General features: G+C 53.0%; 9 protein-coding genes and 2 tRNA genes. 6 read left to right on the forward strand and 5 right to left on the reverse strand.

The window, feature by feature from the left end:
• Nucleotides 1-58: 58 nt before the first annotated feature.
• Nucleotides 59-472, forward strand: a complete 414-nt coding sequence (locus tag PXC00_RS04360; protein ID WP_275844342.1) for a helix-turn-helix domain-containing protein — start codon at nucleotides 59-61, stop codon at nucleotides 470-472.
• 79 nt (nucleotides 473-551) lie between these two features.
• On the opposite strand, the gene PXC00_RS04365 is transcribed toward PXC00_RS04360, so the two are convergent.
• Nucleotides 552-628, reverse strand: a tRNA-Arg gene (locus PXC00_RS04365).
• Between the two features lie 133 nt (nucleotides 629-761).
• Nucleotides 762-848 (reverse strand) — tRNA-Ser (locus PXC00_RS04370).
• A 261-nt stretch (nucleotides 849-1,109) separates the two neighbouring features.
• Between PXC00_RS04370 and asnS the strand changes: the two genes are divergently transcribed.
• From asnS to secF, 4 genes are all read left to right on the forward strand, one after another.
• On the forward strand, nucleotides 1,110-2,504 hold the full coding sequence (asnS, locus tag PXC00_RS04375; RefSeq protein WP_275844343.1) for an asparagine--tRNA ligase: 1,395 nt from the start codon (nucleotides 1,110-1,112) through the stop codon (nucleotides 2,502-2,504).
• A 210-nt stretch (nucleotides 2,505-2,714) separates the two neighbouring features.
• On the forward strand, nucleotides 2,715-3,995 hold the full coding sequence (locus PXC00_RS04380) for an aminotransferase class I/II-fold pyridoxal phosphate-dependent enzyme (protein WP_456064456.1): 1,281 nt from the start codon (nucleotides 2,715-2,717) through the stop codon (nucleotides 3,993-3,995).
• Between the two features lie 193 nt (nucleotides 3,996-4,188).
• Nucleotides 4,189-5,634: a preprotein translocase subunit SecD gene (locus PXC00_RS04385; protein ID WP_275844345.1), complete on the forward strand. Its 1,446-nt coding sequence runs from the start codon at nucleotides 4,189-4,191 to the stop codon at nucleotides 5,632-5,634.
• The gene (secF, locus tag PXC00_RS04390; RefSeq protein WP_275844346.1) at nucleotides 5,621-6,613 is read left to right on the forward strand and encodes a protein translocase subunit SecF; all 993 of its coding nucleotides are present in this window, start codon (nucleotides 5,621-5,623) and stop codon (nucleotides 6,611-6,613) included. The genes PXC00_RS04385 and secF overlap by 14 nt, the downstream gene beginning before the upstream one ends.
• A 115-nt stretch (nucleotides 6,614-6,728) precedes the next feature.
• On the opposite strand, the gene PXC00_RS04395 is transcribed toward secF, so the two are convergent.
• The 3 genes from PXC00_RS04395 to PXC00_RS04405 are packed head-to-tail and all read right to left on the reverse strand — an operon-like array spanning nucleotide 6,729 to nucleotide 11,597.
• Nucleotides 6,729-8,090, reverse strand: a complete 1,362-nt coding sequence (locus tag PXC00_RS04395; RefSeq protein ID WP_275844347.1) for an amino acid permease — start codon at nucleotides 8,088-8,090, stop codon at nucleotides 6,729-6,731.
• A gap of 56 nt (nucleotides 8,091-8,146) precedes the next feature.
• Entirely contained in the window at nucleotides 8,147-9,778 is a 1,632-nt protein-coding gene (locus PXC00_RS04400; RefSeq protein ID WP_275844348.1) for a response regulator transcription factor, read from the reverse strand.
• 1 nt (nucleotide 9,779) lies between these two features.
• Nucleotides 9,780-11,597 carry a sensor histidine kinase gene (locus PXC00_RS04405; protein ID WP_275844349.1) on the reverse strand — a complete coding sequence of 606 codons (1,818 nt, stop codon included), beginning with the start codon at nucleotides 11,595-11,597 and terminating at the stop codon, nucleotides 9,780-9,782.
• A 278-nt stretch (nucleotides 11,598-11,875) separates the two neighbouring features.
• Between PXC00_RS04405 and PXC00_RS04410 the strand changes: the two genes are divergently transcribed.
• Nucleotides 11,876-13,240 carry an extracellular solute-binding protein gene (locus tag PXC00_RS04410; protein ID WP_275844350.1) on the forward strand — a complete coding sequence of 455 codons (1,365 nt, stop codon included), beginning with the start codon at nucleotides 11,876-11,878 and terminating at the stop codon, nucleotides 13,238-13,240.
• Nucleotides 13,241-13,313 lie beyond the last annotated feature (73 nt).

A 13,313-nucleotide genomic window follows, 5' to 3' on the forward strand; every position in this document is an offset into this window, starting at 1 on the left:
TATGGATTTCTTATATAATATAGAGAAGGGAACATACCATTTTGCGGGAGGATACGGCATGACAGTGAAAATATATATATATGATACGCACGGCGGCGAGGAGCAGCATTGCGCCCTTGCGCCGGAGCCGGATGGAAACGATGACGGCGGCAGAGATTATGTACTGCCAAAGGGTTACACCTTTGAGAATGGGGCGCTGCGTTCCGCCTGCGGAACCTGCCAGTTAAAAATGCACAACGGTGCTCCGCTTCTGATTGATGCGGAGCATGAGCTGGCTTTTTTGCTGGAGCAGGAGAAAAAAGTCACACAGCGCAGGGAAGCCGCCGAAATGACCCGTCAGCAGCTGGCGGATGCGGCGGGACTGACGCTGTATGAATTGTATCAAATTGAAAATCATGAGGTAGAGCCCGGCAGCGCGGTGCTGGGAAAGCTGGCCGCCGCCCTGCACTGCGATGCCCTGGACTTGATTTGAAAAAGCAGGGTGGAGAAAAAACGAAAAAGGACCACACAGGGAGCCGGAAAGCGGCTTTGCCTGTGCGGTCCTTTCTGCTTGGTGCGCCCGGGAGGATTCGAACCTCTGGCCTTTGGAGTCGGAGTCCAACGCTCTATCCAGCTGAGCTACGAGCGCAGAAAAACTGTTTTCTTCAAAACAGCGCTCTTATTATAACACAATCTTTTTTGTGTGACAAGCATTTTCGGGAATTTTTGCGCGCCAGTGCAGAAAAAAGACCAAAAGCAGAAGCACTGCTTTTGGTCTTTTGTGGCGGAGAGGATGCGACTCGAACGCACAATGCCTTGCGGCACACCACATTTCCAATGTGGCTCCTTACCAATTAGAATACCTCTCCAAATTGGTAATTGCTGCGCTGCATTTCATCAGCGACACTCACTATTATAGCACACTTTGCAGAAAAAGCAACCCCTTTTTTCCCGATTCTGCGAAAATATTTTCTTTTTGCAGGATTTCCTTGCGCGCACGCGCCAGTTGCGGTACACTGAAATTGCCGATAAATTATCATATTTCAGCTAAATAAAGTGCAAAATTACCAGGACGGCAGCCTCGAACCGAGGGCGCGCTTTGCAAAGCTGAACTTAGGAGGAAATATAGTTTGGAACGTGTAAAAATTGCGGAGCTCTATCAAAACAGCGAAGCGTTCCGCGCAAAGACCATGACCGTCTGCGGCTGGGTGCGCTCTGTGCGCGACAGCAAGACGCTGGGCTTTATGGATTTGAATGACGGCAGCTGCTTTAAGGGGTTGCAGATTGTTTTTGAAGCGGGGAAAATTTCCAATTTCGCAGAAGTGTCCAAGTACAATGTTGGCGCTGCGGTTTGCGTGACGGGCGAACTGCTGCTGACACCGCAGGCGAAACAGCCATTTGAGCTGCACGCGGTTTCGGTGGTGCTGGAGGGCGCTTCGACGCCGGAGTATCCCTTGCAGAAAAAGCGCCACAGTGTCGAGTATCTGCGCAGCATTGCGCACCTGCGTCCGCGCACCAATTTGTTTTCCGCTGCATTTCGTGTGCGTTCTGCCGCCGCTTACGGGATTCATAAGTTCTTTCAGGAGCGCGGCTTTATTTACGCGCACACACCGCTGATTACCGCAAGCGACTGCGAGGGTGCAGGGGAGATGTTCCGTGTCACCACGCTGGACCCCGCCAACCCGCCGCGCAAAGAGGACGGCAGCGTGGATTTCAGCGAGGATTTCTTCCAGAAACCCGCCTCTCTGACGGTTTCCGGTCAGCTGGAAGCGGAGTGCATGACCATGGCGTTCGGGCAGGTTTACACTTTCGGCCCGACATTCCGTGCGGAAAAATCTTACACCCAGCGCCACGCGGCTGAGTTTTGGATGATTGAGCCGGAAATTGCGTTTGCAGAGCTGGAGGACGTCATGCAGCTTGCCGAAGCCATGATGAAGGATGTAATCCGTTATGTCATGGAAACCTGCCCGCAGGATCTTGCCTTCTGCAACCAGTTTGTGGACAAGGGGTTGCTGGAACGCCTGCAGAATGTGGTTGACAATGACTTCGCCCGCGTTACCTATACGGAAGCAGTCGAAATTCTCAAGAAGCAGAATGACAAATTTGCATACAAAGTAGATTGGGGCACTGACCTGCAGACAGAACACGAGAAGTATCTGACCGAGCAGGTGTACAAACGGCCGGTGTTCGTCACCAATTATCCGGCAGCCATCAAAGCATTTTATATGCGCGCCAATGAAGATGGCAAAACCGTTGCGGCGGTGGATCTGCTGGTGCCCGGCATCGGGGAAATCATCGGCGGCAGCCAGCGCGAGGAGCGCTTGGAGGTACTGGAAGCAAAAATGCAGAAGCTTGGCATGAACCCGGAGGACTACTGGTGGTACCTTGACCTGCGCCGCTACGGCAGCACCCGCCACGGCGGTTACGGCTTGGGCTTTGAGCGTCTGATTATGTATCTGACCGGAATCCAGAATATCCGCGACGTTCTGCCCTTTCCGCGCACCACCGGAAGCGCAGAGTTTTAAGCGGGCGCATTCGTTTTGCGGGGTTGCTGCTTTCGCGCAGCACCCCGCTTCTTTATGCAATTCTCCGTGTCGCTTTCACTAAAAATCCTACAAATTCGCCGCGACACATTTGTAAATATGCAAGATTTCATTTTACTACTTGCATTTTTGCCGCGTGGTGTGTACAATAGGATAGGCTTTTGAGATTGAGAATAGGGAGATGCGTGGTTGTTGGAATTTCAGAAAATGTCCGAGAAAGAGCTGCGGGATTTGAAAGCGGAGCTGGCAGAAAAATTTGAGGCTTATAAAGCACAGGGGCTGAAACTGAACATGGCGCGCGGAAAACCCGGCGCGGAGCAGCTTGCCCTTTCCATGAAAATGCTGGACGTTTTAAATTCCCAGTCGGATATGCAGACTTCCGATGGGTTGGACTGCCGCAACTATGGCGGACCGGACGGTTTGCCGGAAATGCGGGAGCTGCTGGCGCAGATGATGGGGCTGCAAGCGGAGAATGTGCTGGTCGGCGGTAACTCCAGCCTGAATTTGATGTTTGACACGGTTTCCTGCGCCATGACGCACGGTCTGCCCGGCGGCAAGCCGTGGTGTCTGCAGGCAGACCGGAAGTTCCTGTGCCCTGCGCCGGGGTATGACCGGCATTTTTCTGTGACCGAATATTTTGGTTTTGAACTGATTACCGTACCGATGCTGCCCACCGGCCCGGATATGGATATGGTGGAACGTTTGGTGCGCAGCGACGCTTCTATAAAAGGAATCTGGTGCGTACCGAAGTATTCCAACCCGACCGGGATCACCTATTCGGATGAAACTGTACGGCGGTTCGCCGCGCTGAAGCCGGCGGCTCCGGATTTCCGCATTTTCTGGGATAATGCTTACTGTGTGCATGACCTGACGGACACACCGGATGTGCTGCTGAACCTGTGGGACGAATGCCGCAAAAACGGGACGGAGGATCTGCCGCTGTTCTTTGCCTCTACCAGTAAAATTACGTTTCCCGGGGCGGGCATTGCTGCACTGGGCGCAAGCGAAAAGAATCTGGCGGTGCTGCGCAACCATTTCCGCTATCAGACCATCGGACCGGATAAGCTGAACCAGATGCGCCATCTGGCATTTTTGAAGGACATGAATGGCGTACACGCGCAGATGCAGAAGCACCGCGCGTTGATTGCACCGAAGTTTGAAGTGGTGGAAGAAACTTTTGCGGAACAGCTGACCGGCAAAGGCGTTGCCGCGTGGTCTAAACCGAATGGCGGGTACTTTATCAGCGTTGATGTGCTGGATGGCTGTGCCAAACGCACAGTGGCTCTGTGCAAGGAGGCCGGTGTTACGCTGACCGGCGCGGGCGCGACTTATCCTTATAAGAAGGACCCGAATGACCGCAACATCCGCGTGGCACCAACGTATCCGCCCAAAACAGAAGTGAAGGCTGCCGCAGAACTGTTCTGCCTGTGCGCGCAGTTGGCTGCGTGCGAAAAGCTGCTGCAGAACGCCTGAAGATAAACGTCTGTTTCTGCCGCTGAACCGAGAACAAAAGGACAGCCGTATGCCGCGGCTGTCCTTTTGTAATTCCGCGGAAAAACGGAATGGAATCATTGACTTTCCTGTACAAAAAAACTATAATAGTGTGTGTTACGTCTGCGAATATGCTTACTTTCGCGGAAAACAAAACACATTGGAGGACTTGCGCATGAAGCGAGCACGAAAACCACTCTTTTTCATCGTTGCAATCCTCATCTTGGCCTTTACGTTCGTTTCCATTTCGGGCGTTTATTACTACAAAGGCGATACCAAGACGACCTGCGTGAAGGGTGTCGGGGATATTAGATGGGGTATTGACATTAAAGGCGGTGTGGAGGCAACTTTTTCTCCCGAATCAAACGGGACAAAAGTGACCAAGGAGCAGATGGATTCTGCGAAATCCGTAATTGAAACACGTCTGGTACAGAACAATATTACCGACTATGAACTTTACGCGGATTACAACCAGCATAAAATCATCACCCGTTTTCCGTGGCAGAGCGGCGAAACCGACTTTGACCCGGAATCGGCGATTAAAGAGCTGGCCGCAACTTCCGTGCTGACTTTCCGTGAGGGAAGCGAGTACACCAATACCAGCGTCGGAAGCGACGGGCAGGAAATACACACAACGCCCAAGGGCACCACAGCCAGTAACATATTCTTAAAGGGCAGTGATGTAAAGTCTGCAAGCTCCGGTGTGACACAGGACTCTTCCACAGGCGCAACAGAGTATGTTGTCGAGCTGGAACTGACCAGTGACGGCGCAAAGAAATTTGCCACGGCAACGAAAAAGGTTGCCAACGAAGGCAGCACCCTTTCCATCTGGATGGACGACACCATGATTTCTTCCGCCACTGTGGATAAGGACAAGTTCGGCTCCACCGGCATTACCGGCGGCAAAGCAGAAATCAGCGGCAACTTTACAGCGGAGTCTGCGGCACAGCTTGCCAACCAGATTAACTCCGGCGCGCTGCCGTTTAAGCTGTCTGTGACCAGCTTCAGCAGCATTAGCCCGACGCTGGGTTCTTCTTCGCTGCAGGCAATGGCCATGGCAGGTGTCATTGGCTTTATTCTGGTTTGTCTGTTCATGATTTTCATGTTCCGGCTGCCTGGCGTGGTGGCTGTCATCTCCCTTTGCGGACAGATGGCGCTGTGCTTTGCCGCGGTTTCCGGTTTCTTCCCGTTTATGAAGAGCTTTACCATGACACTGCCCGGCATTGCGGGCATCATCCTTTCCATCGGCATGGGCGTGGATGCAAACATTATTACGGCAACGCGTATTAAAGAGGAAATTTATGCCGGCAAGACCATCGACGCAGCTATTAAGGCAGGCGACGACAACAGCTTCTGGGCCATCTTTGACGGCAACGTCACCACCATTCTGGTTTCCATTGTCCTGATGCTGGTTTTCGGCCCGACCAATATCCTTTCCATGCTGTTCGGAGCGAGCACGACCGGTTCGATTTATTCCTTTGGTTATACCCTGCTTCTGGGCAACATCGGCAACTTCATCTTCGGCGTCTTTACCAGCCGTGTCATGACAAGGTCGCTTTCCGCATTCAAGCCCCTGCGCAAGAAGTGGATGTATGGAGGTGCAATGCATGAAGCAGTTTAAGATTCATTTCAGTAAAAACAGCAAGATTTATTACGGCATTTCCATCGGCATCATGATTTTTGGCTTGATTTTCAACATTGCGTTCGGCGCAAAGTTGAGCATCGAGTTCCGCGGCGGCACGCAGCTGAAGTATTCTTACACTGACACATCCGGCAAGGTCAATCAGGCGGGTGTGGAGCAGGTTGTCAAGGATACTGTCAATCGGGAATCCTCCGTGGTTTTGAACAACAATGTGAAAAATTCCGCGGGTGCTACCGCCAGCAATAAAATTACGGTGGAGCTTTCCGGAACCGAAGCGATTACAGTGGACGCTCAGCAGAAGCTGGCAAAAAATTTGAACACCAAATTTCCCAACTGTACCTTTAAGCTGGACGAGTCCAGTTCCATTAACCCGACCATGGGCATTAACTTCCTGATTAAGTGCATTGTGGCTGTTGCCATTACCATTGTCTTGCTGGTGCTTTATGTTGCCATGCGATTTAAGAAAATCGGTGGTTTCGCTGCCGGCCTCATGGCGATTGTGGCGCTGATTCATGACTTGATCATGGTCTACTTCACCTTCGTGATTTTCCGGCTGCCGATTGATGACAACTTCATTGCGGTGGTTCTGTTGATTCTGGGTTACTCCCTGAACGATACGATTATTGTCTTTGACCGTGTGCGTGAAAACCGCCGTGAACTGCCAGCAAAGACACCGATTGGCGATTTGGTGGATCTTAGCATCAACCAGACACTGACACGTTCCATTTACACCGCGTTCTGCACGGTGCTGGTCATTGCGTGCCTGCTGGTGGTTTCTGTGCACTTCCAGCTTGACAGCGTCATCACCCTGTCGCTGCCGATGATGATCGGCGTTGTTTCCGGCTGCTACTCTTCCGTGTGCATTGCCGGCCCACTGTATGTTGCGTGGACCCAGCACGCCGAGAAAAAAGGCAAAGGGGAGCACGATACAAAGGCTCCTGCTGCAGCCGAAGAATAAGTTCATTTGCAAAAACCGTTTCCGGTGTATTCGGAAGCGGCTTTTTTGTGTGGCAGCATAGGGCATAAAAAGACAGAACCGGTTTTTGCATCGGTTCTGTCTTTTTGTCCGGCAGTTAGTTCTTTCGGCGGTGTCCGCGCACCAGATAGGCTGCGCTGATGAGCAGAAACAATAGGGCAGCTGCGTAAAATCCAACGCGGAAGTCGGGCACCAGCAGGCTGAAAACAGCCAAAATCGCCAGCAGAAGCAGGGTGACCCACGCGCCCGGCCTGCCAAGGCTGAGAGGGGAGGAGAGGGATTCCTCCGGTCGCTTTTCCTTTTGCCACAGCAGAAAAATCACCAGATTGATGCTCCAGTTGAAAAACGTGAAGTAGGACGAGGCGGAAATCAAGTAATTAAACAGTTTGGCGCTGACGAAAAAGGAAAGCGCCACCACCGCAAAAATCAGCAAGCCGGTGGTCAGCCACGCATGGCGGTAAAACCCGGAGGCAGTCGTCTTGCTAAGGGAGGCGGGTGCTTCACCGGCTTCTGCGAGGGAAGCCAGAACCTGCACGCTGCCAAAGTAGTTTCCCACCATGACGGAAAGGGCGGCAATCAGCACAACCGCGTTCATGGCAGCAGGTGCCCACGAAATACCGATTTTTTGCAGCACCAGTACCAGCGGTGAGCGGTCAGTCTGAATGGTGTGCCAGTCCAGAATACAGATGATGCACAGAATGGTCAGGGTGTACAGGGTGACGGTTCCGCCTGTCATGGCGATGGAGGCTTTGGGCACATCCTTTGCGGGATTCTGCACATTTGCCGTGGCCATAGCCACCGTACTGACACCGGCAAAGGTAAACACGACTACCAGCATGGACTGCAGCAGCCCGGAAATGCCGTGTGGAAAGAACGTTTTGACGCTCTGAAACGGAGAGGGCCGCGCGGTTATGCCGCGGGCGGTCAGAAAGCGGAAGCAAATGACCAGAAACAGCAGCAGTACGGCAATCTTTATGACCGCCATCACAGACTCCACCAAACCAAACTTTTCAGTGTTCAGACTGTTAATGCCGATGACCAGCAGCAGAATCAGGCAGGCGAGCGGGGCTAAGGGTACCTGTGGCAGCCAGTACTGCAGAAAAATAGCGGCAGCCACCGCTTCGGAGGCTATCGCCAGAACGTTGGCGAAAAAAATGACCCAACCGGTGACAAATCCGATGTACTTGCCCAGAAACTGCTCCGCGTAAACCTTGAAAGAACCGGTAATGGGTCGATTCATGCTGATGCCGGTCATGGCAGCCAGCACCTGTGAAAATAGAAATCCACAGATTAAAAAGGTCAGTACAACCGAAGGGCCGGCCTGCTGAATCGGCAGAGCGCACCCCAGAAAAAAACCGGAACCGATGATGCTGCCAATGCCCAGTCCGGCGAGCGTAAAGGCGTTCAGCCTGCGGGAGGACGCGGTGTTTTGATAGCTGCTGTTCTGTATACTTTGCATAGACCTGTTCCTTTCACCGGAAAATTCTATGCTTAGTATAAACGGTTTGTGCGCGGCTAATCGTTTTTCGGTGCTTCCGCCGGTTCGGACAGGGCACAAAGCTTGGTCTGCATATACTCCCGTGGCGAGCAGCCCTCCACTTTTTTGAAGACTTTGCTAAAATAAAAAGCGCTTTCAAAGCCGAGCTTGGAGGCAATCTCATAGATTTTGTAGGTGCCATGCCGCATCATTTCTTTGGCGGCGGCAATTTTTTCGTGCGTGATAAATTCCACAAAGCTGTGACCGGTTTCCTTAGTGAAAAGCTGGCTGAGGTAGTTGGCGCTGAAGCCAAAGACAGCGGAAACTTCGTTGAGGGAAAGCTTGCGGTCCAGATGTGCCCGGATGTACTGCATGACTTTCTGCACGGTCATGGCTTTGTAGTTTTGGCGGTTCTGGCGCAGCTGCAGCGAAAGCCCCGCGCGCAGCGTGCGAATCCAGTCTGTGACATCGGGAACCGTGCGGCAGGCATACAGACAGCGGCAGCCCTCCTCGCCGGGGAAAATGCGGTTTAGCATCGCTTCACCTTCCGGCAGCAGACTGATGGACATATACAGCAGGTTGCTTGCGGTGTCCAGCGCACCTGCATACTGGATGGGGTGCAGGTCAAGACTGTCCGCAATCTGCGTGAGCAGGGTGGAAAGCGTGTCAAGGTCGAGCTGCTCAAACGCGCTGCGGATTTCGCTGCGGCAGCTGGAAAAGTCAAAGGATTCCACAGCACTGTCTGTGTGGGGATTGTAAAAGGAAACGCCGCCGCTTTCTCCGGCAAGCGATATCCGCCGTGCAGTTGCATAGGATTCGCAGATGGCAAACGGATCTTTTACCAAACAGCCGATGCGGCAGGACAGACCAACATTGAAATAAGACTGTACCACTTCTGTGGCTTTCTGCAGAATCTTGGCAAGGTGTTCGCGGTATGCCGGCACTTCCTGCTCACTCAGGCAGAAGGTGATGTTGAAATGCTGCAGATCCAGGCTGGTAATGTAGCAGGCCATGTACCGATGAATGGTTTCCTGCACCATGCGGATGGTACTGGAGTACAGCTGGGTTTTCTTTTCCCAGCTGCGCCGGGTGTCGTCGGTCAGAATTTCGCAGTAACAGACCGTGTAGGCGGCAAAGGAAAAGTCAATGCCAAGTTCTCGCCGCTGCAGGGCGTACTGCTCTCGGCTTTCAAATAAATTGTGGTACAGCTTCATAAAAAAACGTTCGTAAAACGTGGAAAGGTCGTCCGCCGCAGGCGGCTCCGCTTTCTGTTCGGCAGTCTGCATGGCATCCAGGCGCTGCCGGGCACGCTGTACGGCGTGCAGCAGCGAGTCGGGTGTCAGTTCCAGCTTCACTAAGTAATCCACTGCCTGCAGATGCAGGGCTTCCTTTGCGTAGCCAAATTCCTCATAGCTGGTCAGCAGAATGAACAGCGGCAGGCTGCCGCCCTTTTCCCGGCACGCCTGCATAACCTCCAGACCATTTTTGACCGGCATTTTGATGTCCACAATGGCAAGGTCAGGTTTCTTTTCGTCAATCAGCTGCAGCGCTTCCTCCCCGTTGTGTGCGACACCGACAATTTCCATGTCATAAGCTTCCCAGTTTAAGATAGACTGCAGGCCAACTAAAACCAAAGGCTCATCATCTGCCAGCAATAATTTCGTGTGCATATTATTCCTCCCTTTTGGCTGGTTCCGGGCTGTTGCCGGCTGTTCCGGGCAGCAGAACCACCATTTTGGTATATTCTCCTTTTCGGCTTTCAATGGAAAGCCCGTATGGCTCGCCAAAGTCATAACGGAGCCGCTGATTGACATTGTGCAGACCGAGCTTTGCAAACATACCGGTGGGCTGCGCGGTGTTTTCCTGCAGAACCTGCCTTGCCTCCTGCGGAGTCATGCCGACGCCGTCGTCCATCAGCAGAACCGCAATATCGCCGGACTGTAGGCGCATGGCTTTCAGCAGCAGGGTGCCGGCGCCGCCTTTCGGCTCAATGCCGTGAAAAATCGCGTTTTCCATCAGCGGCTGCAGGGTAAAGCGCGGAATCGGCGTGTCCAAAACCGCAGGGTCCAGTTCTTTGCGGAACGTGATAGCACCGCCATAGCGGTATTTTTGAATGACATAATAGTCGTCCAGCAGGGCAGTTTCTTCCCGCAGGGGGATGAGCTCGCGGGTGCCTTTGGCAATGCTTTTCAACAGCCGCGCCAAGGCGGTGGTCATTTCCGCAATACCGGAAGCACCTTGAATGGTTGCCATCCATTTGATGGAGTTCAGCGTGTTGTACAGGAAGTGAGGGCTAATCTGGCTTTGCAGCATACGGTACTCCAAATCTTTTTTCTTTTTCTCAATTTCCACCTGTTCGTGCAGCAGCTGGTCAACACTTTGGGACAGGTGATTGATGCCGCGACCGATGTCGCCAAATTCGTTATTCCACTCCAGCTCCGGTGCAGGGGAAAAGTCCCCTTTCGCAACACGATCCAGCTGGCTGCGCAGGCTGGCAACCGGTGGGTTGATGAGGCGGTCCAGAACAAAGCCGATGAGAAACCCCATTAACAGGATGGCAGCGCAGACAAGCAGCAGCAGCCGGGCATACAGCAACAGCTGCTGCCGAACCAGCTGCTGGGAAAGTTCATTGGCAAGGTACATCTTGCTGATGGCGCTGACAGGATGCACCACGAAGTCGGTGGCGGCACCGTCAGCATACCAGCGCATGACCTTGGTGTCTGTGCCCATGGTCGGGTCAGACAGCAGGGCGGGGGTTCCGGCGGGGCGGTTGCGGCGCAGCAGTGTGTGGTTCTGCAGCTCCCAGACCTTTTCAGACGGCAGTTGTACAAACAGGCGGTTGTCCTGTGTGACAACGTAGCCCTGCAGCTGGTCGGTGATGATATTGGAGCGCACAGAAAGGTAGACGTAGCCGAGCAGCGTGTGTCCGGCGGAACTGTAAACCGGCCGGCAGGCGGTCAGCGTGGAAAGGCTCGGCAGCAGCGGGTCCGGCGAAACGCTTTGCCAAGCCTGCGCTTCGGTGGTGTGAAAGTCGACCAGCTTGTCTACATTATAAACCGTCAGCGGGGTGCCCACGGTGGAGCTGGAAATCTGAATCAGCTTGGTTCGCTGCCGGTTGACCACGACCAGACGCAGCACGTACTGCCGCACGCGGCTGCTGTTGTATTCATTCTGCAGGGCATAGTACATCTGCAGGGTTTCCTGCGGATTCTGCTCTGGGCTTTGCAGCCACTGCTCCATCTGCCCCAGCAGCGCACAGCGCTTTTCAAGCATTTCTGCGTCTGAAAGGTCCTCACCGATTAAGCTGGACACCAGCTGCAGGTTAAACTCGGTGCTCTGCACCACGTTCTGCCGGGCGTAGGTTTGAAAGAAGGAAACGCTGATGGCAGACGTCACCAGCGCAATCAGCAGGCTGAAAGCGACACAGATGAGCTGAATCCTGGATTTGATGGTTTGAAATGATTTTCGCGAACCTGCGAGCAGATGCATAAACACAGCGCTTCCTTTCTGTTGCTTACCATTGTAGCATAGATTTTGCGGAAGCAAAATAGCGGACAAGAACAGAAAACGAAAAAGCAAAAAATAGTGCAGGTTATCTAAAAATAGTATAGGGATTTGGAGAGGTAAAACAGAAACTCGTGAAAAAACACATGATTTTCCGGCAATCTTACATTCCATCCGGCGGCAGCTTGCGGTACACTGGTACTCGTAAACAAGGCCGGAAGCAGTCCGGCAGATAAAGATTTTTGTGTGGGAGGTAACAAACTATGAAACAAAGCAAATGGAATCGCATGACCGCTTTGGCATTGACAGCCGCGCTTGCCGTCGGCTCGCTTGCCGGCTGCTCCGGTTCCGGTTCCAGTTCCAGCACAGGCGCAGCCAGCGCATCCGGCGCCGCGGCGTCCAGCTCCGGCAGCAGCGCCGAAAAAGTTACAATCAAACTTGCCCTGTGGGACAAAGACAAAACCACATACATCCAGCCGCTGCTGAATGCATACACCAAGAAGCACCCGAATGTCAGCTTCAATGCGGTGGATTTGGGCGCGTCGGATTACAACACAGCGCTTTCCACGCAGCTTGCCGGCGGTTCCAGTGATTTCGATGTGGTTTCTGTTAAGGATATCCCCAGCTACTGCAGTATGGCAAAGGCCGGACAGCTGGAGGATTTGACGGATACCATTCAGAAAAACAATCTCAAAGATGACGATTTCGGCGGCGTGCTCAGCCAGATGAAGTACACAGACGGGAAAACCTACGCCATTCCGTTCCGCAATGATTTTTGGGTGATTTTTTATAACAAGAAAATCTTCTCCAGCAAAGGCGTGCAGCCCAGCAACGACTTGACCTTTGACCAGTACAATGAGATGGCGAAAAAGCTGACTTCTGGTTCCGGCAGCAGCAAGGTTTACGGGGATTACTTCCACACCTGGCGTTCCACAGTACAGATGTTCGGCATTCTGGACGGTAAGAACACCATCCTGAATGGCTTGGAGGGAAAGGATTATACCTTCCTCAAGCCGTACTATGAGGCAGTTTTGAAGCAGCAGGAGGACGGCACCTGCATGGACTATGCAACAGCAAAGTCTTCCTCCATTCATTACAGCGACATTTTTGAAAACGGGCAGGCGGCCATGATTAACATTGGCGCTTGGTTTATTCCGACTCTGATTAACGATGCGAAAAACGGCAAGGCAGATGCGGTGAAGGATAACTGGGGCATTATGAAGTATCCGCATCCCGCAGGAGTCAAAGCCGGCACGACCATCGGCACGCTGACCAGCATGGCAGTGCCCACCAGTGCGCCAAACAAGGCAGTTGCAGAGGACTTTGTCGCATTTGCCGCCGGTGCGGACGGTGCGCAGGTTCTGGCGGAAAACGGTTCGTTCCCGGCGTACCAGAATGACACCGTGACTGCCACCCTTAAGAAAATGAGCGGTTTCCCGGCAGATGACAAAACCAGTGCGGATGCACTGAACGTGGAAAAGGCTTATTTGGAGTTCCCGGTCACCACCAATGCCTCCGAACTGGAAAGCCGCCTGAATGATTCTCACGATGCTATCATGACCAAATCCGTGAGTGTCGACCAGGGGCTGGCACAGATGAAGAGTGATGCGGAAGCGTTGAAATCTTAAAGTTGCTTTGCTAAGCTGAAAATGCGGACTGGTCAGGACGGCTGCCGTCCCTTCCGGATCCGCATTTTTGTAA

Source organism: Caproicibacterium argilliputei, assembly GCF_029211325.2.
Classification (GTDB): domain Bacteria; phylum Bacillota; class Clostridia; order Oscillospirales; family Acutalibacteraceae; genus Caproicibacterium; species Caproicibacterium argilliputei.

Excerpts from the sequence above, each read along its gene's own strand:
- PXC00_RS04360 (WP_275844342.1), top strand. The coding sequence starts at position 59 with ATGACAGTGAAAATATATATATATGATACGCACGGCGGCGAGGAGCAG.
- PXC00_RS04385 (WP_275844345.1), top strand. The coding sequence starts at position 4,189 with ATGAAGCGAGCACGAAAACCACTCTTTTTCATCGTTGCAATCCTCATC.
- secF (WP_275844346.1), top strand. The coding sequence starts at position 5,621 with ATGAAGCAGTTTAAGATTCATTTCAGTAAAAACAGCAAGATTTATTAC.
- PXC00_RS04395 (WP_275844347.1), bottom strand. The coding sequence starts at position 8,090 with ATGCAAAGTATACAGAACAGCAGCTATCAAAACACCGCGTCCTCCCGC.
- PXC00_RS04400 (WP_275844348.1), bottom strand. The coding sequence starts at position 9,778 with ATGCACACGAAATTATTGCTGGCAGATGATGAGCCTTTGGTTTTAGTT.
- PXC00_RS04405 (WP_275844349.1), bottom strand. The coding sequence starts at position 11,597 with ATGCATCTGCTCGCAGGTTCGCGAAAATCATTTCAAACCATCAAATCC.
- PXC00_RS04410 (WP_275844350.1), top strand. The coding sequence starts at position 11,876 with ATGAAACAAAGCAAATGGAATCGCATGACCGCTTTGGCATTGACAGCC.